Consider the following 22,449-nt stretch of genomic DNA (forward strand, 5'->3'; position numbering starts at 1 on the left):
ATCCGAAGATGCGCCCACAAGGTCAGTCTTACTCAGCCTTTGGCGTTTCGCGCAGACGAATGTGCAGTTCGCGCAATGCCTTGGCATCCACCAGACCCGGAGCCTGAGTCATGACGCAGGCAGCGCTCTGGGTTTTCGGGAAGGCGATCACTTCACGGATCGACTGGGCGCCGGTCATCAGCATCACCAGACGGTCCAGACCGAAGGCCAGACCACCGTGCGGCGGCGCGCCGTATTTCAGGGCGTCGAGCAGGAAGCCGAACTTCTCTTCCTGTTCCGCTTCGCTGATACCCAGCAGACGGAACACCGACTGTTGCATTTCCTTGCGGTGGATACGGATCGAACCGCCACCCAGCTCGGTGCCGTTCAGGACCATGTCGTAGGCACGGGACAGCGCGGTTGCCGGGTTGGCTTCCAGTTCTTGCGGCGTGCACTTCGGCGCGGTGAACGGGTGGTGCAACGCGGTGAAGCTGCCGTCGTCGTTTTCTTCGAACATCGGGAAGTCGACGACCCACATTGGCGCCCACTTGCAGGTCAGCAGCTCCAGGTCGTGGCCGAGCTTGATCCGCAGAGCCCCCAGGGCTTCGCTGACGATCTTCGATTTATCAGCGCCGAAGAACACGATATCGCCATCGACCGCACCGACGCGATCGAGAATCACGTTGAGGTTGGCCTCAGGGATGTTCTTGACGATCGGCGATTGCAGACCTTCAACGCCTTTGGCGCGCTCGTTGACCTTGATGTACGCCAGGCCCTTGGCACCATAGATACCGACAAACTTGGTGTAGTCGTCGATTTGTTTGCGCGGCATGCTCGCCGCGCCTGGAACGCGCAAGGCGGCGATGCGGCATTTCGGGTCATTGGCCGGGCCGCTGAACACCTTGAAGTCGACTTCTTTCAGTTGGTCGGCAACGTCCACCAGTTCCAGTGGGTTACGCAGGTCCGGTTTGTCGGAACCATAACGACGCATGGCCTCTTCAAAGGTCATGTGCGGGAAGTCGCCGAATTCCAGATCCAGCACTTCCTTGAACAGGTTGCGGATCATTTGTTCGGTGATGCCCATGATCTCTTTTTCATCGAGGAAGCTGGTCTCGATGTCGATCTGGGTGAATTCCGGCTGACGGTCGGCGCGCAGATCTTCGTCACGGAAGCACTTGGCGATCTGGTAGTAACGATCGAAGCCGGCAACCATCAGCAGTTGCTTGAACAGCTGCGGCGATTGCGGCAAGGCGAAGAAGGAACCGGCGTGGGTACGGCTTGGCACCAGATAGTCGCGCGCGCCTTCCGGGGTCGCACGGGTCAGGATCGGCGTCTCGACGTCGAGGAAGCCGTTCTCGTCCAGGAAGCGACGGATGCTGGTGGTCATGCGCGAACGCAGACGCAGCTTCTCGAGCATTTCCGGGCGACGCAGGTCGAGGAAGCGATAACGCAGGCGGGTTTCTTCGCCGACGTCGGAGAACTCGTTCAGCGGGAACGGCGGGGTTTCCGCTTCGTTCAACACTTCCAGCTCATAGCCCAGCACTTCGATCATGCCCGACGCCATGTTGGCGTTGGTGGCACCGGCCGGACGCAGGCGCACCTTGCCGGTGATCTTGACCACGTATTCGCTGCGCACGCGATCGGCGGCGGCGAAGGATTCAGCGCGGTCCGGGTCGAACACCACCTGGGCCAGACCGTCACGATCACGGATATCGAGGAAAATCACCCCACCGTGGTCACGGCGACGGTGAACCCATCCGCAAAGGGTAATTTCCTGGCCTTCCAGGCTTTCGTTCAGTTGGCCGCAATAATGGCTGCGCATCATGGTCGTGGTTTCACTTCTCGTAATTCGAAATTCGGTTGGAGGTCTTGCCGCATCCCCACACTTAAATAAGGTGCCAGATGATGCAAGAGCTCGCGCGTGTCATTCAGCCCGGGCGCTAGACCCTAGTCAGCTTTGTCGCCACCGGCCAGATTCTTCTTGGAACCGGTCTTGAAGTCGGTTTCGTACCAGCCGGTGCCGCTGAGGCGGAAGCCCGGCATGGACAGCATCTTTTTCAGCTCTGGCGCCTGGCAGGCAGGGCAGTCGACCAGCGGTGCTGCGCTGATCTTTTGAATGGCTTCCAACTGATGACCACAGGAAGCACATTGATAGTCGTACATCGGCATGGGGGTTGTCTCGGCGATCAGATTGCTACCGCGCATGCTGAGCTTTGCGGCAAAGGGCGGGATTATATCCATTAAATGCAGCCTGTGCAGCCGTAAGACTGCACAGACCGACACTCGACCCGATCAACCGCCACCGGCTAAGCCATGATGAGGCAACTTCCCTCCTTCAGGCTATGCACGACGCAGACAACCCGCACCAGCCCAGTAAAATTCTTCACCCCGCCATGACGCAAATGCACTTCGCGATCTACGTGGGACAGCAGTGCACTGACCGAACAGCAATTGACCTTGGCCATATCACCCAAAATATCCCAATAGACCTGCTCAAGCCGCAAACAGGTCGCAAAGCCATTCAAACGCACTGACCGGGATAAGGGCTGGGCCAGGCCCATGTCGAATTCGCTGACTAATGAATCAATCCTTACGTCCTTGAGTGGACCGACCCTCCCCTCGTTTCGCCTGTCTTCATAAACCATACCGTAGACACTCCTTTGCCATCCTTGCTGCTTATAAGAGTCATATTCCGTTTCCTTATAAAAGCGCAGGCGCACAGGCATATCCAGATGACTTTATGACCATCAACGTAGGATAAGCCGACAACGGAGGGGAGATCATGGAGCACGTCCTAGGCCGGACGTTTTCCCACAAGAACTGACGCAACATCACTCAATGAAGAGGCAAAAGATCCGAGGAACACAGGGCCCGAACAACACTCAGCAAGCGTCATTCGCACACCCGCCAGTGGAAAGCACCGCTGGACTGCCTGATTTGAGTAGCCGCGGGCTTTGCTGTTAAATAGGCAGTGTGTCGCTACCGCCTATTTTCCGGGGGCTGCGCATAGGCTGACAGCAGGTACGTGTCCAACGCCTCTTATTGTTCTGAAGCGAACCGTGCTCCGTCAGCTCTTCCTTGTGATCCGTCTTAACGTGAGTTAATCAAAATGTTGAAAATCGTCCACCTGCTAATGGGCGCAGCAGCCCTGCTGCTGTCCTTCATCCCTAGCCTGCGATCCGAAGCGGTACCTTACCTGCAACAACCCGATGCGCTGTACCTGGCCTTTTTCGGCCTGCTCAACCTCACCCTTGCACCTGTAATCCCTTACTGGAACAAAGGCCCGCGTCATCAACTGCAAAACCTGGTCAGTGCCTTGCTGGTTCTGGCTGTCGTGCTGCAAACCCTGACGCTGATCGCCCCGATGCCTGTCATCGCCGGTCAACCTGCCGTTCTGTTCAGCCTGGTCGCTACCCTGATCGCCATTTTTTTGCACCTGGCCGTCAGCTTCTACAAATCTTCACCGACCTCCGCCTCGCCAAGCTATGACATGAGCAATCGCGATACTGGCACCGTTAAATGGTTTAATACTTCCAAAGGCTTCGGCTTTATTTCCCGCGATTCCGGCGATGATATTTTTGTGCACTTCCGGGCAATTCGCGGTGAAGGCCACCGTGTTCTGGTCGAAGGCCAGCGTGTAGAGTTCTCCGTCATGAACCGTGATAAAGGTCTGCAAGCCGAAGATGTGATCGCCGCCCTGCCGCGTCGCTGATTCAAGGCTAAAAAAAACCGCGAACAGCCCAGGCTGTTCGCGGTTTTTTATGACCTGTTTTTAGTAACGCGGCTCAGTAATGCGGCGGTGGGGCCTCTTCTTCGAAGGACTCGAACTGGCCAACCATTTCCTCCTGCCGCTTGAGCAGCGCCATCATTTGCAGTTGCAGGCGCTCAACCGCATGCTGCTGCGCCGCCAGCACATCATTCAATGTCTGGATGGTGTCATCCTGAAACGCCAACTGGCTTTCCAGATCGGTAACGCGCTCTTCCAGGCTCATGACTCACCCTCCAGAAACGTGAAGTCATCGGTCAACACCAGGCGCAGCCGTTCGCGAATCGTCGCGATCTGCTCCTGACTGTAGGATTTGGCCGGCTGCTTGCCCCAGACCGGGGCTGGCCAGGCGGCGTCCTCACGCTTGCGCACTATCACATGCATGTGCAACTGACTGACGACATTACCCAGGGCCGCGACGTTCAACTTGTCCGCATCGAATGAGTCCTTGAGCATCTCCGCCAGCGCGGTCGTTTCCTGCCACAGCTGCTGTTGATCTGCGACATCCAACTGAAATATCTCACTGATATCCTCGCGGCGTGGCACGAGGATAAACCACGGGTAGTTCGAATCATTGGATAACAGCAACCGACAGAGCGGGAAATCGCCGATCGGCAACGTGTCTTGTTGAAGTCGTGGATCTAAAGCGAACACAGCGCGCACTCCCCTCTGGTCATCTTTTTTCAGCTTAGCGCCCATACAGAAAAGACGGCACACCAAGCGACAGGAAGGCAGCATACCTGCGAACGCCACGGGCTTCACGAAAACTGCCGCCTGCTGCGTCCTCCGGGTACCACAACATGAGCCATTTTGATCCGGCATGCACCACGACAGAACCAGCCGTCACCTGTTTGAATCCACGACACAGCGACAGTGTGTGAATTCAGTACAGGAAATGAAATTTTCTGCACCAAAACCGCACAACGCGTCTACGCTCAGTGCGTCAGCATCCGCCAACTACTCACTGGCGGGGTGAACCGGTAACGTTTTTGGTTGTCACCCCCGCTGGTTCGATGTGGTAACCATGATGCGAAGCATGGCGTCAAGCTCAAGTAAAACGAGCTTGAACCCCCCGGGTTTATGAGGTTTTTACAGCAGCAGGCAAATCTTTGAAAAAAAACAGCAACAGAATTCCAATTTGTGCACGCTTGTTGCATTCACACCCGTATCGTCTATAAGCGCTCCGCTGGAAGTGGAGCGCTTCAGGCCAATAAAAACAGTGGCAGGATTGCCCGATGGAGATTCAAGTGCAGGACCAAGGACTCTTTTTTACCGATGCTCAAGCTCTGGAAAACAGCCCTGAAGTTGTCAATCCGGCTGCATCGGAGTTGTGAATTTGCGACACCTACCCAGCCATTTGCGACAGGGTCGTAAAGAAGCTGAAAGGTTAGATGCGCAAGTATCGCTAACAAGGTCAGCGTGATATAAGTTTGCGCCGACACAAAAAGAAAGAGCCGCCCGGATAATAAAACAGGTGGGACGGCAGTAACTCTTCTAAAAACCAAAGGAGCAAATCACGATGCGCGTGATGAAGTGGAGCATGATCGCACTGGCAGTTGCAGCAGCAGCCAGTACTCAAATGGCTACGGCCGCACCTTTCGTAAGTGACCAGGCTGAAGCCAAAGGTTTTGTTGAAGACGCCAAGTTCGACTTGCTGCTTCGCAACTATTACTTCAACCGTGACCGCAGAGACGGCGCAAGCGACCAGAAAGACTGGACACAGGGCTTCTGGGCCAATCTCAGCTCCGGTTACACCCAAGGTACCGTAGGCGTCGGCGTTGATGCATTCGGTTATCTGGGGATCAAACTGGACGGTGGCGACGGCACAACTGGTTCGGGTAACCTGAGCCGCGACTCCCAAGGCCGCAACCACGACGACTTCGGCAAAGCCGGTGCCGCCGTTAAAGTTCGCGTCTCCAAAACTGAACTGAAGTTCGGTGAGATGCAGCCAAGCACCTCTCCAGTATTCGCTATCGGCGGTTCCCGTCTGGTGCCTCAAACCGCTACCGGTTTCCAACTGCAGAGCAGCGAAATCAAGAACCTGGACCTGGAAGCCGGTCACTTCTACTCGGCCTCCAGCCAGGATGAGATGAACAGCGATGGCGAACTGTGGGCGAACTACGCCGGCGTTACCGCTGACAACGCAGACTATGCTGGCGGCAAGTACGCATTCACCGACAACCTCAGCGCATCGTTGTACGGCGCCCAGCTGGAAGACATCTGGAACCAGTACTACGCGAACCTGAACTACACCATCCCAATGGGTAGCGATCAGTCGATTAACCTGGACGGTAACATCTACAACACCCAAGATACCGGTTCCGCCAAAGCAGGCGAGATCAGCAACACCACGTTCTCGCTGGCTGCTGCTTACTCGTTCCTGAAAGCACACACCGTTACCGTGGCCTTCCAGAAAGTTAACGGCGACGTCCCGTTCGACTACATCGGCGTGGGTGACAACAACCGCGGCGGCGACTCGATCTTCCTCGCCAACTCCATCCAGTACTCTGACTTCAACGGCCCTAACGAGAAGTCTGCCCAGGTTCGTTATGACCTGAAAATGGCTGAGTACGGCGTTCCAGGTCTGAGCTTCATGACCCGTTACGTAAAAGGTTGGGACATCGACGGCAGCAACACTCCAACAGGCAGTGCTTACGCCGGCCTGTACGGTGAAGATGGCAAGCACAACGAAACCAACCTGGAAGCCAAGTACGTTGTTCAGTCTGGCCCGGCAAAAGATCTTTCCTTCCGCGTTCGTCAAGCATGGCACTTCGCTAATGGCGACCAAGGCGAAGGCGATATCAAAGAGTTCCGTCTGATCGTCGACTACCCGCTGTCGATTTTGTAATTGCCGTTAGCTAGTTCGCGGTAATCAAAAAAAGGCCCATCTTCGGATGGGCCTTTTTTATTGACTACAGCATTGTGTTTAACAAATCGGGCTCTTGCAAAACAAGTCTGACCGAAAGGTCAAATATGAATCGAAAGACCGATCCTTACACCGTTGCCGATTCCTGAACCACTCGAATAACCCGCTGCGGAAACGGAATATCGATTCCTGCTGCTTTCAAACGATCACGGGCGTGCTCGTTAAACATGAACAGCACATTCCAGTAATCAGCGGTCTTGACCCACACTCGCAGCGAAACAGTGATCGAGCTTTCGCCCAACATGGAAATGACCGCTTCCGGTGCCGGGTCAGCCAACACCCGCTCATCCCTGGCCAGTTCCAGCAACACTTCACGGGCCTTTTGCAGATCCGCGTGGCAATCCACACCGACATCAAACACTACTTTGCGTGTCGTTTGACGGTTGGTGTTAGTGATGATGCCATTCGACAGATTACCGTTAGGCACGATGATGGTTTTGTTATCGCCGGTGCGCAGTACGGTGTGGAAGATCTGGATGCTGTCGACAGTACCCGCAACGCCTTGGGCTTCGATCCAGTCACCGATACGGAACGGGCGGAACAACAGAATCAGCACGCCGCCGGCGAAATTCGCCAGGCTACCCTGCAAAGCCAGGCCGATCGCCAAGCCAGCGGCACCGATGGCCGCAACGAACGAAGTGGTTTCCACACCGATCATCGACGCCACGCTGACGATCAGCAGAACCTTGAGGATGATATTCGCCAGGCTGCTGATGAAGCCTTGCAGCGCCAGGTCGGCATTACGTAATGCCAGCAGGCCGCCGAGTTTTTGCGCAACTTTGCTGATCAGCCACCATCCGATGGCCAGGGTAATCACCGCCAACAGCACACGGCTACCGTATTCCATGATCATCGGAATCCAGGCTTGGGATGCCTTGACCAGGTTGTCCACTTCAGCATTCAAATCCATCTTCTTTCTCCTGATTTCCGGCTACCCGGCACGCAAAAATTAGCGGCAGAAAGACCGAACACCTGAGGCTCGATCATTTCTGCCGTTGCTTGGGCCTCGGACGTCGAAAGCGCCGAGAGGTTCCCGCTTGAAAAGTCAGTCGCGGAAGTTATTGAACTGCAGCGGCATGTCGAACGTCTTGGCGCGCAGGGCGGCAATCGCTTCCTGCAAATCGTCACGCTTCTTGCCGGTGATGCGCACCTGCTCGCCCTGAATGGCCGCCTGGACCTTGAGCTTGGCGTCTTTGACGTGAGCGACGATTTTCTTCGCCAGCTCTTTGTCGATGCCTTCCTTGAGGACCGCTTCCTGCTTCATCAACTTGCCCGACGCGTAGGCGTCCTTGACCTCGAGGCACTGCACGTCGATCTTGCGCTTGACCAGGGCCAGCTTGAGGATCTCGATCATCGCTTCGAGCTGGAAATCGGCTTCCGCGGTCAGGTTGACGGTCAGGTCCTTTTCCTTGAACTCGAAGGTGCCTTTGCCTTTCAGGTCATAGCGACGATCGAGTTCCTTGACGGCGTTCTCGACCGCGTTGGTGACTTCGTGTTTGTCCAGTTCGGATACCACGTCGAACGACGGCATGTAATCTCTCCAGTAAAAAGGCGCGCTCGATAACGATGGAGCGCGCTTGGCTTGCGGTTAAAATCGGGCTCATTATAACGGGTCTTTTCCAACCGATACGGCGAGCCTCACATGCCAGCGATAAACCGAGCAAAAAACTGATGTCCACCCCTTGGCATGTTTTGGGCGGCGGGAGTCTCGGCACCCTTTGGGCCACACGTCTGGCGCGGGCCGATGTGCCGGTCAGGCTGATCGTGCGGGACGCGGCGCGCTTGCTGGCCTATCAGGCGACGGGCGGGCTCACGCTCGTGGAGCACAGCGAAGCAAAAACCTATGCCGTGCCCGCGCAAACGGCTGACAGCGACGAGCCCATCAGCCGTTTGCTGGTGGCCTGCAAAGCCTACGACGCCGAAGAAGCCGTGGTCCGGCTAGCACACCGTCTGACACCCGACGCCGAACTGATACTGTTGCAGAACGGCCTCGGCAGTCAGGACGCGGTTGCCGCACAGGTGCCTCAGGCGCGCTGCATCTTCGCCTCCAGCACTGAAGGCGCGTTTCGCGATGGCGACTGGCGTGTGGTGTTCGCCGGTCATGGCTACACCTGGCTGGGGGATGCTGGCCACCCGGTGGCGCCGATCTGGCTGGAGGAGTTGAGCGCCGCCGGCATTCCCCATGAGTGGAGCACCGACATCCTCACAAGGCTGTGGCGAAAACTGGCGCTCAATTGTGCGATCAACCCGCTGACCGTGCTGCACGAATGCCGCAACGGCGGTTTGCAGCAACATCATTGCGAAGTCGCCACCCTGTGCGCCGAGCTCACCGAACTGCTGGAGCGCTGCGGTCAGCCGGCAGCGGCGGAAAACCTCCAGGAGGAAGTCGAACGGGTGATCCAGGCCACCGCGGCCAATTTCTCCTCGATGTATCAGGACGTGGCGAATCAACGCCGCACCGAAATCAGCTACCTGTTGGGTCATGCCTGCAAAGTCGCGTCGCGGCATCAGTTAAACCTGCCCCACCTCGATCAATTGCAGCAGCGCTTGATCGTCCATCTGCACAGCCTTGGATTGCCCAGCGACTGAGCAGCGGCTACGCTGGCCACTTGTTCCTTTTCAGCGATGAACCTGATGCCATTGCGCCAGCGCCTTGAAAACCTTCCAGTCGGCCAGAAACTGCTGGCCGCCCTGCTGGTGCTGTTGACCACCGTTTTGCTGGTCGCCAACCTGACCTTTATCAGCGCCGCCTATTACATCTCCCAGGAAAGCATGGCGCCCCAGGCCTTGCAGACTATTGGCCGACTGGTGTCCAACCCAAGCCTGGTCTCTGAAGCCCTGAAGTCACCGCAAACCGCCGAACGCCTGCTCAATGAACTCAACAGCTATACACCCCTGCGTGCGGCGGCCCTCTATGACGGCAAGGGTGTGCGTCTGGCGCAGTTGCAGCATGGCGACAAGCTGAACTTGCCGGAGCATTTCCGTCACCTCGAAGCCTGGCAAGCCCTGGAGTTTCGCAGCAATCAAGTGATCACCCTGCCCCGCCCTGGCACCGCGCCGGGGCACTTGCTGCTGGTGGCCAGCAGCGAATTGCCGATGGCGTTCTACACCGGAACCCTGACCGCCAGCCTGGGGATTCTGATCTTCAGCGTGCTGTTATGGCTGGTGATCGCCCGGCAGATCAAACGCCTGATTACCCGGCCGATCCATCAGCTCGAAGAATTGTCCCGCCAAGTGACCCGGGAAGAGAACTACGCCCTGCGCGCCTCTCGCGGCAACCACGACGAAATCGGCAGCCTCGCCGAAGCGTTCAACACCATGCTCTCGCGCATCGAGGCCCGGGAGCAGCAGCTCAAGCGCGCCCGCGATGATTCCCAGGCCGCTTATGACCAGGCTCAGGGGCTGGCCGAAGAAACCCGTCACACCAACCGCAAGCTGGAACTGGAAGTTCAGGTGCGCAGCAAGATCGAAAAGAAACTCACCGGTTTCCAGAACTACCTCAACAGCATCATCGACTCCATGCCGTCGGCACTGATCGCCCTCGACGAGCAACTCTACGTGACCCAGTGGAATCAGGAAGCCAGCGCCCTGTCCGGCACGCGCCTGGACGAAGCCTTGAACCAGCCGATCTTCCTCGCCTTCGAGCCGCTCAAACCGTTCCTGCCGCAGCTCAGGCAAACCGTCGAACAGCATACGGTGGCCAAGATTGAACGCGTCACCTGGCTCAAGGACGATGAACCCAGGCATTACGCCCTGACGTTCTACCCGCTGATGGGCGGCGCCGGACGTGGCGTGGTGATCCGGATCGACGACATCACTCAGCGTTTGTCCCTGGAAGAAATGATGGTGCAGTCGGAAAAAATGCTCTCGGTCGGTGGCCTCGCCGCCGGCATGGCCCACGAGATCAATAATCCGTTGGGCGCGATCCTGCACAACGTGCAGAACATTCGTCGACGCCTGTCACCCGAACTGCCAAAAAACCTCGAACAGGCCGAGCAACTCGGCATCGAGCTGGAAACGGTCAATCGGTACTTACAAGCACGTGAAGTGCCGCAATTACTCGATGGCATTCAACAGGCCGGCGCCCGGGCGGCAAAAATCGTGACGCACATGCTCAGCTTCAGCCGCCGCAGTACCCGGCAGATGGCCCCGTGCGATTTGCCGGCGCTGATCGATCAAGCGGTGGAAATCGCCGGCAACGACTTCGACCTCGCTATCGGTTTCGACTTCAAGGGTCAGGCGATTATTCGGCAGTTCGATCCGGCACTGGGCCCGGTGCCCGGCACCGCCAACGAACTGGAACAAGTGCTGCTCAATCTGCTGAAAAACGCCGCGCAAGCCATTCACCAGCGCCCGGACGACCGCGAACCGGGGCGGATCATTCTGCGCACCAAACTGAATCCGCCATGGGCGGAAATTCAGGTCGAGGACAACGGCATCGGCATGAGCGAGAGCGTGCGCAAACGCACATTCGAGCCGTTCTTCACCACCAAGGAAATCGGTCAGGGCACTGGCCTTGGGCTCTCGGTTTCGTATTTCATCATCACCAACAACCACAAAGGCCAGATGGAAGTGCAATCGACGCCGGGCCAAGGTACCTGTTTCACCTTGCGCCTGCCGTTGTCGGGCACGCCGGTGGTCTCTCAAGAACTCAATCAGCTGTCGAGGTAACCATGGGCTTTCGCTTGTCGAAGATTTACACCCGCACTGGCGACAAAGGCGAAACCGGGCTCGGCGATGGCCGCCGGGTGCCCAAGGACCATCCGCGAATCGAAGCCATTGGCGAAGTCGATACATTGAACAGCCAGGTGGGTGTGCTGTTGGCCGGGTTGGCGGCGCAAAGTGATACCTACCCGGGGTTGAACGAAGTGATCGAGGTGTTGGCGCCCTGCCAACATCGGTTGTTCGACTTGGGCGGTGAACTGGCGATGCCGGTTTATCAGGCACTGAACACGGCAGAAGTCGAGCGCCTGGAAGCGGCGATCGATGTGTGGAATGAAGAGTTGGGGCCGCTGGAGAATTTCATTCTGCCCGGCGGTTCGGCGCTGATCGCCCAGGCCCACGTATGCCGCTGCCTGGCGCGCAGTGCCGAGCGGCGCTGTCAGCAGTTGAATGCAATCGAGCCGCTGGCCGGGGTTGGCCTGGCGTACATCAATCGGTTGTCGGACTTGTTGTTTGTGGCGGCACGGTTGATTGCCAAGCGTCAGGGGATTGCCGAGGTTTTGTGGCAAGCGGCAGCGAAACCCCAAGTTTAGTCGGCGCGTCTGAAGACGCCATCGCGGGCAAGCCCGCTCCCACAGGGTTCAGCGTCGTACACAAATCTGTGTCCACTACGAACCACTGTGGGAGCGGGCTTGCCCGCGATGGCGCCAGCAGCTACACCGCAGAATCAGGCTTCAGGCCAGAACGCCCGAATCCCCGCCACACCCTGTGCCCCCGCCTCCCAAGCCTTCTGCCGCTCTGCCGGGCCAACCCCACCGAGCAAGAACACCGGCTTGCTGAAGCCCTCGATCAAGCTCGAAGCCTGCTCCCAACCCAATGGCAACGCATCCGGATGAGTCTGCGTCGGCTGTACCGGCGACAGGGTCACGAAGTCCACGCCCATCTGCTCGGCCAGCGCCAGTTCCTCAGCATTGTGGCAAGACGCCGCCAACCATCGCGACGCCGGCAGCGGTCGCCCGGCCGCCGCGTACTTGCGCAACTGTGCCGACGTGATGTGCCAACCGGCGGACGGGAAGTCCCCCAGCCATTCAAACGGCCCCTTGATCATCAACTGCGCCTTGCCCGCACACAGCCCCGCCGCGTCCACCGCCAGATCGCGGTATTGCGGGTCGTAGCCGTTGGGCGCGCGCAATTGAATCAGCTTGATGCCACCAGCGATGGCTTTCTGGATACCGCGCAGCAAGGCCGGGGTTTCCAGGCCCTCCGGGGTGATCAGGTAGTCGCCAGGCAAACGGGCAGCGGCAACGATCGGCTGGTTGGCGGCCGGAAATTCGTAGTCCACCAGTTCACGCGCGGCCACCCAGGCCAAAGGCTGACCTTCGGCGCCATGGGGTTCGCCGGTAAATGCCGAGACTTCCCAGACATCCAGCAACACCTGCTTGTCCGGGTAATCGTGGCGGACCTTGATCATCGGCCGCGCGGAGTTGACCACGATGCCCAACTCTTCGTGAAGCTCGCGAGCCAGGGCCGTTTCGACGGATTCGTCATCCTCGACCTTGCCACCGGGGAACTCCCACAAACCGCCCTGATGCTGGGTGTCGGCACGGCGGGCAATGAGGATTTTGCCGTTGCTATCGCGGATAACCGCGGCTGCTACATGGACTCGTTTCACCGCTCTATTTCCTCCAGACCCGCCTTCCGCCAAGCCTTGAAGGCTGGCCATTGGTAGATGGTTTCGACATAGGCCGCGTCGGCCTCGGGCAGCTTTACCTGATAGGTGCGCAGGCGTACGGCGATCGGTGCAAAAAACGCATCGGCCAGGGTCGCACCGCCAAACAGGAACGGGCCGGTTTCAGTCGCGACGGCACGACATTCAGCCCACAGCGCCAGCATGCGCTCGATTTCAGCCTGAACCTCAGGCGGGGTCGGCGACAGTGGCGCATCGCGGCTCAGGTCGAACGGCAAATTGCTGCGCATGGCGAAAAAACCGCTGTGCATCTGCGCGCACGCCGAACGCGCCTGGGCACGGGCGGCGGTGTCTTTGGGCCAGAGGCCGGCATCGGGGAATTGCTCGGCCAGGTATTCGGCAATCGCCAGGGAGTCGGCGACGGTGCCGTGTTCGGTTTTCAGCAGCGGGACTTTCCCGGTCGGCGAATGCTTGAGCACGCGCTCGCGAGTGTTCGGTTGGTTCAGCTTGATCAGTTCTTCGGTATAGGACGCGCCGGTCAGGTCGAGGGCCAGGGCGGCGCGCAGGGACCAGGAGGAATACAGTTTGTCGCCGATGATCAGGTGGAGGCTCATGTTCGGGACCTTTTGATGAGAAAACAGGCCAGTCTAGCTAGCGACTGACAGGCCGCCATCGCGAGCAGGCTCGCTCCCACATGTTTTTCTGCCGTACACAAAATCTGTGTTCACTGGAGATCTACGGGGGGAGCGAGCCTGCTCGCGATAGGGTCGACTCGGTCTTAAGTACGGTACTCAGCGTTGATCTTCACGTATTCGTGGGACAGGTCGGTGGTCCAGATGGTTTCGCTGCAATCACCGCGACCCAGCTCGATGCGGATGGTGATTTCTTCCTGCTGCATCACCGCCGCGCCCTGGGCTTCGGTGTAGGTGGCAGAGCGGGCGCCACGGCTGGCGATGCACACGTCGCCGAGGAATACGTCGATCTTGCTCACGTCCAGGTTCGGTACGCCGGCACGGCCCACGGCGGCCAGAATGCGGCCCCAGTTCGGGTCGGAGGCGAACAGCGCGGTCTTGATCAGCGGCGAGTGGGCCACGGTGTAACCGACGTCCAGGCACTCCTGGTGATTGCCGCCGCCGTTGACTTCCACGGTGACGAACTTGGTCGCGCCTTCGCCGTCGCGCACGATGGCCTGGGCCACGTCCATGCAGACTTCGAATACCGCTTGTTTCAGCAAAGCGAACAGCGGGCCGCTCGCTTCGGTGATTTCCGGCAGTGCTGCCTGACCGGTGGCGATCAGCATGCAGCAGTCGTTGGTCGAGGTGTCGCCGTCGATGGTGATGCGGTTGAACGACTTGTTGGCGCCGTCCAGCAGCAGGTCTTGTAGCACGTCGCGGGAGACTTTGGCGTCGGTGGCAATGTAGCCGAGCATGGTCGCCATGTTCGGGCGAATCATGCCCGCGCCTTTGCTGATGCCGGTGACGGTGATGGTCACGCCATCATGCTGGAACTGGCGGCTGGCACCCTTTGGCAGGGTGTCAGTGGTCATGATGCCGGTAGCGGCGGCTTCCCAGTTATTCACCGACAGATCGTCGAGGGCGGCTTGCAGCGCGCCTTCGATTTTTTCGACCGGCAGCGGCTCGCCGATCACACCGGTGGAGTACGGCAGCACCAGGCTTGCATCGACACCGGTCAGCTCAGCCAGTTTGGCGCACGTGCGCTCGGCGGCTGCCAGGCCCGGCTCGCCGGTGCCAGCGTTGGCATTGCCGGTGTTGGTCAGCAGGTAACGCACCGGGCCTTGCACGCGTTGTTTGGCCAGGATAACGGGAGCGGCGCAAAAGGCGTTCAGGGTGAACACGCCCGCCACTGTGGAACCTTCGGCACAGCGCATGACCACGACATCCTTGCGCCCCGGGCGCTTGATGCCGGCCGAGGCGATACCGAGTTCAAAACCGGCAACCGGGTGCAACGTTGGCAAAGGACCAAGACCAACAGCCATGAATGCGCTCCTTAAAAAGTAGTGTCTGCACCGTCATTACCCCGTTCTTTTAACGTGGCGCGGTGGTTTAAATGGCAAAACGCCGCGACGGCATAAGCCGGTCGCGGCGCGGGTATTTCAGCGTATGAAACGGGTTTACTGGATCTGCCCGTGGCAATGCTTGTACTTCTTGCCCGAACCGCAGTAGCACAGCTCGTTACGGCCCAGCTTCTGCTCGTTGCGTACCGGTGCGGTGGCGAGGGCGACATCGACCTCTTCACCCAACACTTCCGGTTGCTCCAGGCCAGGTGCTTCGTCGTGCTGGAACTGCATGCGCGCAGCCAGCGCCTCGGCTTCCTGACGCAGGCGTGCTTCTTCTTCGATCGGGTCTTCGCGGCGAACCTGAACGTGCGACAGCACGCGGATCGAATCGCGCTTGATCGAATCCAACAGCTCGGAGAACAAGGTGAAGGACTCGCGCTTGTATTCCTGCTTCGGGTTCTTCTGCGCATAACCACGCAAGTGGATGCCGTGACGCAGGTGATCCATGGTCGACAGGTGATCTTTCCACAGGTCGTCCAGTACGCGCAGAACGATTTGCTTCTCGAAGGAGCGCAGTGCTTCGGCACCGGCCTGGTCTTCTTTCTCGTTGTACGCGGCGATCAGCTCGTTCATCAGCTTCTCGCGCAGGGTCTCTTCGTACAGGTGATCGTCTTCGTCCAGCCACTGCTGGATCGGCAACGCCACACCGAAGTCGCTCTGCAACGCCGCTTCCAGACCGGCCACGTCCCACTGCTCTGGCAGCGATTGCGGTGGAATGTGCGCGCTGACGGTTGCGTTGAGCACGTCCTGACGGAAATCGGCGATGGTTTCGCCAATGTTGTCAGCGGCCAACAAACTGTTACGCATGTGATAGATCACTTTACGTTGTTCGTTGTTGACGTCGTCGAACTCAAGCAGTTGTTTACGAATGTCGAAGTTACGGCCTTCAACCTTGCGCTGAGCTTTCTCGATGGCGTTGGTCACCATGCGGTGCTCGATCGCCTCACCGGACTGCATGCCCAGCGCCTTCATGAAGTTCTTCACCCGGTCAGAGGCGAAAATGCGCATCAGGCTGTCTTCCAGCGACAGGTAGAAACGGCTGGAACCGGCGTCGCCCTGACGACCGGCACGACCACGCAACTGGTTGTCGATACGGCGCGATTCGTGACGCTCGGAAGCGATCACCTGCAAGCCGCCCGACTCCAGCACTTGCTGGTGACGTTTCTGCCAGTCGGCCTTGATCTGGGCAATCTGCTCAGGGGTCGGGTCTTCCAGCGAAGCGACTTCCACTTCCCAGTTACCGCCCAACAGGATGTCGGTACCACGACCGGCCATGTTGGTGGCGATGGTCAGCGCGCCCGGGCGACCGGCCTGAGCAATGATTTCGGCTTCTTTTTCGTGGAACTTGGCGTTCAGAACCTTGTGTTCGATGCCTTCCTTCACGAGCAGGCTGGACATGTGCTCGGACGTTTCGATGGTGGCGGTACCCACCAGCACCGGACGGCCCTGAGTCATGCACTCCTTGATGTCGTTGATGATCGCCGCGTATTTCTCTTCGGCGGTCAGGAACACCAGGTCGTTGTAATCTTTACGCGCCAACGGTTTGTTCGGCGGGATGACCATGACCTGCAGACCGTAGATCTGGTGGAATTCGAACGCTTCGGTGTCCGCGGTACCGGTCATGCCGGACAGCTTGTTGTACAGACGGAAGTAGTTCTGGAACGTGGTCGACGCCAGGGTCTGGCTCTCGGCCTGAATGTTCAGGTGTTCCTTGGCTTCAATGGCCTGGTGCAGGCCTTCGGACAAACGGCGACCCGGCATGGTACGGCCGGTGTGTTCGTCGACCAGCACGACCTGACCGTCCTGCACGATGTATTCAACGTTGCGATTGAACAGTTTGTGCGCGCGCAGGCCAGCATAAACGTGGGTCAGCAGACCGAGGTTATGCGCCGAATACAGGCTCTCGCCTTCAGCCAGCAGGCCGACGCGGGTCAGCATGTCTTCGATGAACTGGTGACCGGCTTCGTTGAGCTCGACCTGACGGGTCTTCTCGTCGACGGTGTAGTGGCCAGCCTTGGTGACTTCGCCTTCGACTTCTTCGACGTGCAATTCCAGCTGCGGGATCAGTTTGTTGATCTCGATGTACAGCTTGGAGCTGTCCTCGGCCTGACCAGAGATGATCAGTGGGGTACGGGCTTCGTCGATGAGGATGGAGTCGACTTCGTCGATCACGGCAAAGTTGAGTTCGCGCTGGAATTTTTCTTCCATGCTGAACGCCATGTTGTCGCGCAGGTAGTCGAAACCGAATTCGTTGTTGGTGCCGTAGGTGATGTCGGCGGCGTAAGCGGCGCGCTTCTCTTCCGGCGGCTGGAATGGGGTGACCACGCCGACCGTCATGCCGAGGAATTCGTAGAGCGGACGCATCCAGTTGGCGTCACGGCGGGCCAGGTAATCGTTCACCGTCACAACATGCACGCCCTTGCCGGACAGCGCGTTGAGGTAAACGCCCAGTGTTGCCACCAGGGTCTTGCCTTCACCGGTACGCATTTCCGCGATCATGCCTTCATGCAAGGTCATGCCGCCGATCAGCTGGACATCGAAGTGGCGCATACCCATGACGCGCTTGCCGGCTTCGCGGGCGACCGCAAAGGCTTCGGGCAGCAGCTTGTCGAGGGTTTCCCCTTTGGCGAGGCGGGCCTTGAACTCGTCGGTCTTGGCACGCAATTGATCGTCCGAAAGGGCCACCATTTGCTCTTCGAAGGCATTGACGAGCTGCACCGTCTTGAGCATGCGTTTGACTTCACGCTCGTTCTTGCTTCCAAAAAGTTTCTTTAACAAAGGCGCAAACATATCGGCAGGATCTTCCACACTAAAGGGATGGAGGGCGGCCCCGAGAGTCGCCCGTGCAGCCCTATGGCCGCATGCGAACGAGCATTCTACCCGGAAACGATGGTGAGGAAAGTGGCGTTATTCCACGATGCATGCACTGCGTTGTAACGGGGCTCACTTAAAATAAGGGCATTTTGCTGAACTTCAACCCATCGAGGGCACAAGTTACTTGTTGATTTAATGGGTAAAACGCTCGCAAAGCAATGGGTCGGGGGCAGCGGGTGCTTTCTGTTACCATGGCCGCTCTGTTACTTCAGGTGTCTGATCATGGCATTTCGCCCTCTCACGGCCAGAGCACCCGCCGTTCTGCTTCGCGAAGCCAAACCGCTGAAAGCCATTTTTGGCCACGCTCAACGCCTGGGTCATTTACAACGTCTGGTGGAAAGTCAGTTGCAGCCGGCTGCCCGCGAACACTGCCATGTAGCGTCGTGGCGCGAAGGCAGTTTATTGCTGATCGTCACCGACGGCCACTGGGCCACCCGCCTGCGTTATCAGCAAAAGCGTCTGCAACGGCAGTTACAGCTATTCGACGAGTTCGCCAGCCTGACGCGGATCCTGTTCAAGGTTCAGCCGCCTACCGTTCAGCAAGGAGCTGCCGGGCATACGATAAATTTGTCGACTGATGCGGCGGCAACCATTCAGGCGACGGCTGACGGGATTACCGACCCGAACCTGCGGGCAGCCCTCGAACGCCTGGCGGCGCACGCCAAACCCAAGGTGTGACATAGAACCCATGTGGGAGCTGGCCTGTGGCGAGGGAGCTTGCTCCCGCCGGGCTGCGAAGCGGCCCCAAAATGGGACGGCTTCGCAGTCCAACGGGAGCAAGCTCCCTCGCCACAAGCCAGCCCCCACATTTTGATTGCCCACTGGCTATCGGCGTTTGCTGCCACCGAGCAATGACCCCATCAACCCGCGCACCAATTGTCGGCCCAATTGATTCGCCGCTTGTCGCATCGCCGATTTCAGCGCCTGGCCTGCCGCCGTGCCGAGGAATTCCCCGGCCTGTTCGGTGAAACTCGGCTCTTGAGGTGCAGGTTTGCCCGGCGCGACTTCAGGATCTGGCGCCAGTCCTTTACGCCCCATCAGCACTTCATAAGCCGATTCGCGATCGACCGGTTTGTCGTAACGCCCCTTGAACGGCGAACCGGCGATCAGCACGGTGCGTTCGGTCTCGGTCAGCGGCCCGATCCGCGATTGCGGCGGCGCAACCAATACACGCTGGACCATCCCCGGCGTGCCCTTGTCTTGCAGGGTGCCGACCAGCGCCTCGCCGATCCCCAACTCCGTCAACACCGACAAGGCGTCAAACGCCGGGTTCGGCCGGAAACCTTCGGCCACCGCGCGCAGGGATTTCTGCTCTTTGGCGGTGAATGCACGCAAACCATGCTGAATACGCAGGCCCAGCTGAGCCAACACATCATCCGGCAAATCGCCCGGTGATTGAGTGACGAAATACACCCCCACACCTTTCGAGCGAATCAGTCGCACCACTTGTTCCAGACGCTCCTGCAAGGCCTTGGGCGTACCGGCGAACAACAAGTGCGCTTCGTCGAAAAATAGCGCCAGCAGCGGTTTCTCGGCATCGCCGCGCTCCGGCAGTTGCTCGAACAGTTCAGCCAGCAGCCACAGCAGGAACGTCGCATAGACCTTCGGCGCTTCGTGCACCAGACGGCTGGCGTCGAGCAAGTGAATACGCCCGCGACCATCCACGGCCGGTTGCAACATATCCTCCAGTTGCAGCGCCGGCTCGCCGAACAATGCTTCGGCGCCCTGCTGTTCCAGCGTCGCCAGACGGCGCAACAGCGCTTGACTGGAGCCGGTGGTCATCAACGCGGCGTCATCCCCCAATAATTCGGGGTTATCGCGCAGATGATTGAGCAGCGCTTTCAAATCCTTCAAATCCAGCAACAGCAGCCCTTCGCGATCGGCCACTTTGAACGCGGCATAGAGTGCCGACTGCTGACTGTCGGTCAGTTCCAGCAAGCTGCCGAGCAGCAGAGGCCCCATTTCGCTCAAGGTAGTGCGCAATGGATGACCAGATTGACCGTGAATGTCCCACAGAGTCACCGGATACGCCTGAGGCTTATGGTTCAGCCAGGGCATCCCGGCGATCCGCTCGGCGACCTTGCCTTGAGGGTTGCCGGCGGCACCCAGGCCGCACAGGTCGCCTTTGATGTCCGCCGCGAACACCGCCACGCCGGCATCGCTGAAGGCTTCGGCCAGGCGCTGCAAGGTGACGGTTTTACCGGTCCCGGTAGCCCCGGCGACCAGCCCGTGACGATTCGCCAGACGCATGGCCTGGGCAATGGACTGGCCCGCAAGGTCAGCGCCGATAACGAGTTGCGATGAGTCAGGCATTTTGTCACCCATGGTTAATCTTTGATCCTTCACGGCCGATATAAAAGACTGAAAAGCGTCGGTAGTTCCCCTAAGGAGAGGACGCAAATATCAGCTTGATTTCAACACTGCCCGTTCTGCGTGCCTTTATAAAAGCACGCCCTGAGTAATAAGACCTTAGCGGAACCCCAAGCCATGAACAAAAATCTGCGCTTCAGTCATAAAATCCTGCTGGCCGCCGCCCTCATCGTTATTGCTGCCTTCGCCTCGTTCACACTGTACAACGACTATTTACAGCGCAATGCCATCCGCGAGGATCTGGACAACTACCTCAATGAGATGGGCGACGTCACCGCCAACAACATTCAGACCTGGCTGACAGGTCGCATCCTGTTGATCGAGGGCCTCGCGCAGAACATTGCCATCAACCCCGAACACTCCAACGTCGCCAACCTGCTTGAACAGAAGGCTCTGGAGTCGACCTTCATGGCCAGGTACCTGGGCGATGCCAGCGGCACTTTCATCAACCGCCCGGACTCCAAGATGCCGGACGGCTACGACCCCAGAGTTCGCCCTTGGTACAAAGACGCGGTAAACAGCAATGGCTCGACGCTGACCGAACCTTACATAGATGCGGCGACCGGTCAGACCATCATCTCCATCGCCACTGCCTCGAAGAAAGCCGGGCAAAGCGTGGGGGTGGTAGGCGGTGATTTGAGCCTGCAAACCCTGATCGACACCCTGACCGCGCGTGACTTCGGCGGCATGGGCTATGCCTTCCTGGTCAGCGCCGACGGCAAGATTCTGGTCCATCCGGACAAATCCATGGTGATGAAGTCCCTCAGCGAGGCTTACCCGAAGAATACTCCACGCATCAGCGGCGGCATCAGTGAAGTCGAGGTCGACGGCAAGCCCCGTATCGTCACCTTCACCCCGATCAAAGGCCTGCCATCGGTGAGCTGGTACATCGGTCTGTCGGTGGATAAAGACAAAGCCTTCTCGATGCTCAGCGAATTCCGCGCCTCGGCGGTCGTCGCGACCGTGATTGCCGTGGCGATCATCATCGCCCTGCTGGGAATGCTGATCCGCATCCTGATCCAGCCGCTGCACATCATGACCCGCGCCATGGAAGATATCGCCGACGGTGAAGGCGACTTGACCAAGCGTCTGACCGTCCAGAATCAGGACGAATTCGGCATCCTTGGCACGGCGTTCAACCGCTTCGTGGAACGTATTCACACCTCGATCCGCGAAGTGTCCTCGGCCACCGGCCAAGTCAATGAAGTCGCCTTGCGGGTGGTCGCAGCGTCCAACTCATCGATGTTCAACTCCGACCAGCAAGCCTCGCGCACCAGCAGCGTGGCCGCGGCAATCAACCAGCTCGGTGCCGCCGCCCAGGAAATCGCCCGCAACGCCGCGCAAGCGTCGAATCAAGCCAGCGATGCTCGCAGCCTGGCCGAAGACGGCCAGCACGTGGTGGATCGCAGCATTGCCGCGATGAATCAGCTGTCGAGCATGCTCAGTACCTCGAGCACCAACATCGAATCGCTGAACAGCAAAACCGTGAACATCGGGCAGATTCTCGAAGTGATCACCAGCATCTCCCAGCAAACCAACCTGCTGGCGCTGAACGCGGCCATTGAAGCCGCGCGGGCCGGTGAAGCCGGGCGCGGTTTTGCCGTGGTGGCCGACGAGGTGCGCAACCTGGCGCACCGCACACAGGAATCGGCGCAACAAGTGCAAACCATGATCGAGGAGCTGCAAATCGGCGCCCGCGAATCCGTCAGCACCATGAGCGATAGCCAGCGTCACAGTCAGGACAGCGTAGAAATCGCCAACCTGGCCGGTGAACGCTTGAATAGCGTAACGCTGCGCATTAGCGAAATCGACGGCATGAACCAGTCAGTGGCCACAGCGACAGAGGAACAGACGGCGGTGGTTGAGTCGATCAACGTGGATATCACCGAGATCAACACGTTGAACCAGGAAGGCGTGGAAAACCTGCAATCAACACTGCGGGCGTGCTCGGACCTTGAGCAGCAGGCTTCGCGATTGAAGCAGTTGGTAGGCAGTTTCCGCATCTAGCGTCTGACACTGTGGCGAGGGAGCTTGCTCCCTCGCCACACAACCGTCCAAAGCCCTTCGCTTCGCCGCAAAACCCCAATCGAACATCTATCCTTCTTATA

At 58.7% G+C, this 22,449-nt stretch carries 19 protein-coding genes; 7 read left to right on the plus strand and 12 right to left on the minus strand.

Annotated elements, in window-relative coordinates; all coding sequences use genetic code 11:
• Nucleotides 1–28: 28 nt before the first annotated feature.
• From aspS to LOY56_RS20125, 3 genes are all read right to left on the minus strand, one after another.
• Complete coding sequence (gene aspS / locus LOY56_RS20115) at nt 29–1,804, minus strand: aspartate--tRNA ligase (protein WP_258616757.1); 1,776 nt, start codon at nt 1,802–1,804, stop codon at nt 29–31.
• Between the two features lie 122 nt (nt 1,805–1,926).
• The gene (locus LOY56_RS20120; protein ID WP_010457489.1) at nt 1,927–2,148 is read right to left on the minus strand and encodes an FmdB family zinc ribbon protein; all 222 of its coding nucleotides are present in this window, start codon (nt 2,146–2,148) and stop codon (nt 1,927–1,929) included.
• 137 nt (nt 2,149–2,285) lie between these two features.
• Nucleotides 2,286–2,624 carry a ribbon-helix-helix domain-containing protein gene (locus LOY56_RS20125; RefSeq protein ID WP_258622789.1) on the minus strand — a complete coding sequence of 113 codons (339 nt, stop codon included), beginning with the start codon at nt 2,622–2,624 and terminating at the stop codon, nt 2,286–2,288.
• Nucleotides 2,625–3,088: 464 nt separating this feature from the next.
• Here LOY56_RS20125 and LOY56_RS26865 point away from each other — a divergent pair, with 464 nt between their 5' ends.
• Nucleotides 3,089–3,691: a cold-shock protein gene (locus tag LOY56_RS26865; protein WP_309474864.1), complete on the plus strand. Its 603-nt coding sequence runs from the start codon at nt 3,089–3,091 to the stop codon at nt 3,689–3,691.
• Nucleotides 3,692–3,764: 73 nt separating this feature from the next.
• Here the strand turns inward: LOY56_RS26865 and LOY56_RS20135 are convergent, their stop codons facing one another.
• Together LOY56_RS20135 and LOY56_RS20140 are read right to left on the minus strand one after the other, a co-directional pair.
• Nucleotides 3,765–3,971, minus strand: a complete 207-nt coding sequence (locus tag LOY56_RS20135) for a SlyX family protein (RefSeq protein ID WP_253550924.1) — start codon at nt 3,969–3,971, stop codon at nt 3,765–3,767.
• Complete coding sequence (locus LOY56_RS20140; protein ID WP_258622790.1) at nt 3,968–4,399, minus strand: HIT domain-containing protein; 432 nt, start codon at nt 4,397–4,399, stop codon at nt 3,968–3,970. Before LOY56_RS20140 ends, LOY56_RS20135 begins: the two co-directional genes overlap by 4 nt.
• Nucleotides 4,400–5,264: 865 nt before the next feature.
• Between LOY56_RS20140 and LOY56_RS20145 the strand changes: the two genes are divergently transcribed.
• Entirely contained in the window at nt 5,265–6,593 is a 1,329-nt protein-coding gene (locus LOY56_RS20145) for an OprD family porin (protein WP_258616758.1), read from the plus strand.
• Nucleotides 6,594–6,738: 145 nt separating this feature from the next.
• Here the strand turns inward: LOY56_RS20145 and LOY56_RS20150 are convergent, their stop codons facing one another.
• Both LOY56_RS20150 and LOY56_RS20155 read right to left on the minus strand, forming a co-directional pair.
• Nucleotides 6,739–7,581, minus strand: coding sequence for a mechanosensitive ion channel family protein (locus tag LOY56_RS20150; RefSeq protein WP_258616761.1), 843 nt, complete (start codon nt 7,579–7,581; stop codon nt 6,739–6,741).
• A 135-nt stretch (nt 7,582–7,716) separates the two neighbouring features.
• Nucleotides 7,717–8,202: a YajQ family cyclic di-GMP-binding protein gene (locus LOY56_RS20155; protein ID WP_007906601.1), complete on the minus strand. Its 486-nt coding sequence runs from the start codon at nt 8,200–8,202 to the stop codon at nt 7,717–7,719.
• Nucleotides 8,203–8,342: 140 nt separating this feature from the next.
• On the opposite strand from LOY56_RS20155, the gene LOY56_RS20160 reads away from it, so the two are divergent.
• Genes LOY56_RS20160 through LOY56_RS20170 form a run of 3 tightly spaced genes read left to right on the plus strand, consistent with a single transcriptional unit; the run spans nt 8,343 to nt 11,926 of the window.
• A complete protein-coding gene (locus tag LOY56_RS20160) occupies nt 8,343–9,260 on the plus strand; it encodes a putative 2-dehydropantoate 2-reductase (RefSeq protein ID WP_258616764.1) in 918 nt (305 codons plus the stop codon).
• A gap of 45 nt (nt 9,261–9,305) precedes the next feature.
• Complete coding sequence (locus LOY56_RS20165; RefSeq protein ID WP_258616766.1) at nt 9,306–11,342, plus strand: PAS domain-containing sensor histidine kinase; 2,037 nt, start codon at nt 9,306–9,308, stop codon at nt 11,340–11,342.
• Nucleotides 11,343–11,344: 2 nt separating this feature from the next.
• Nucleotides 11,345–11,926, plus strand: coding sequence for a cob(I)yrinic acid a,c-diamide adenosyltransferase (locus tag LOY56_RS20170; protein WP_258616768.1), 582 nt, complete (start codon nt 11,345–11,347; stop codon nt 11,924–11,926).
• Between the two features lie 134 nt (nt 11,927–12,060).
• Here LOY56_RS20170 and LOY56_RS20175 read toward each other — a convergent pair whose 3' ends face one another.
• The 4 genes from LOY56_RS20175 to secA form a co-directional block, all read right to left on the minus strand.
• Nucleotides 12,061–13,005, minus strand: a complete 945-nt coding sequence (locus tag LOY56_RS20175; protein WP_258616769.1) for a Nudix family hydrolase — start codon at nt 13,003–13,005, stop codon at nt 12,061–12,063.
• A complete protein-coding gene (locus LOY56_RS20180; RefSeq protein ID WP_258616770.1) occupies nt 13,002–13,634 on the minus strand; it encodes a glutathione S-transferase family protein in 633 nt (210 codons plus the stop codon). Before LOY56_RS20180 ends, LOY56_RS20175 begins: the two co-directional genes overlap by 4 nt.
• A 164-nt stretch (nt 13,635–13,798) precedes the next feature.
• Nucleotides 13,799–15,016, minus strand: coding sequence for a bifunctional glutamate N-acetyltransferase/amino-acid acetyltransferase ArgJ (gene argJ / locus LOY56_RS20185; protein ID WP_258616772.1), 1,218 nt, complete (start codon nt 15,014–15,016; stop codon nt 13,799–13,801).
• Nucleotides 15,017–15,151: 135 nt separating this feature from the next.
• Entirely contained in the window at nt 15,152–17,887 is a 2,736-nt protein-coding gene (gene secA / locus LOY56_RS20190) for a preprotein translocase subunit SecA (protein WP_258616773.1), read from the minus strand.
• 306 nt (nt 17,888–18,193) lie between these two features.
• Between secA and LOY56_RS20195 the strand changes: the two genes are divergently transcribed.
• On the plus strand, nt 18,194–18,649 hold the full coding sequence (locus LOY56_RS20195; protein WP_123357942.1) for a DUF721 domain-containing protein: 456 nt from the start codon (nt 18,194–18,196) through the stop codon (nt 18,647–18,649).
• A gap of 147 nt (nt 18,650–18,796) precedes the next feature.
• Here LOY56_RS20195 and LOY56_RS20200 read toward each other — a convergent pair whose 3' ends face one another.
• A complete protein-coding gene (locus LOY56_RS20200) occupies nt 18,797–20,284 on the minus strand; it encodes a DUF853 domain-containing protein (RefSeq protein WP_258616776.1) in 1,488 nt (495 codons plus the stop codon).
• Nucleotides 20,285–20,458: 174 nt separating this feature from the next.
• Between LOY56_RS20200 and LOY56_RS20205 the strand changes: the two genes are divergently transcribed.
• Nucleotides 20,459–22,348: a methyl-accepting chemotaxis protein gene (locus LOY56_RS20205; protein WP_258616777.1), complete on the plus strand. Its 1,890-nt coding sequence runs from the start codon at nt 20,459–20,461 to the stop codon at nt 22,346–22,348.
• Nucleotides 22,349–22,449 lie beyond the last annotated feature (101 nt).

It is taken from the genome of Pseudomonas sp. B21-048, assembly GCF_024748615.1.
In the GTDB taxonomy this organism is placed as follows: Bacteria; Pseudomonadota; Gammaproteobacteria; order Pseudomonadales; family Pseudomonadaceae; genus Aquipseudomonas.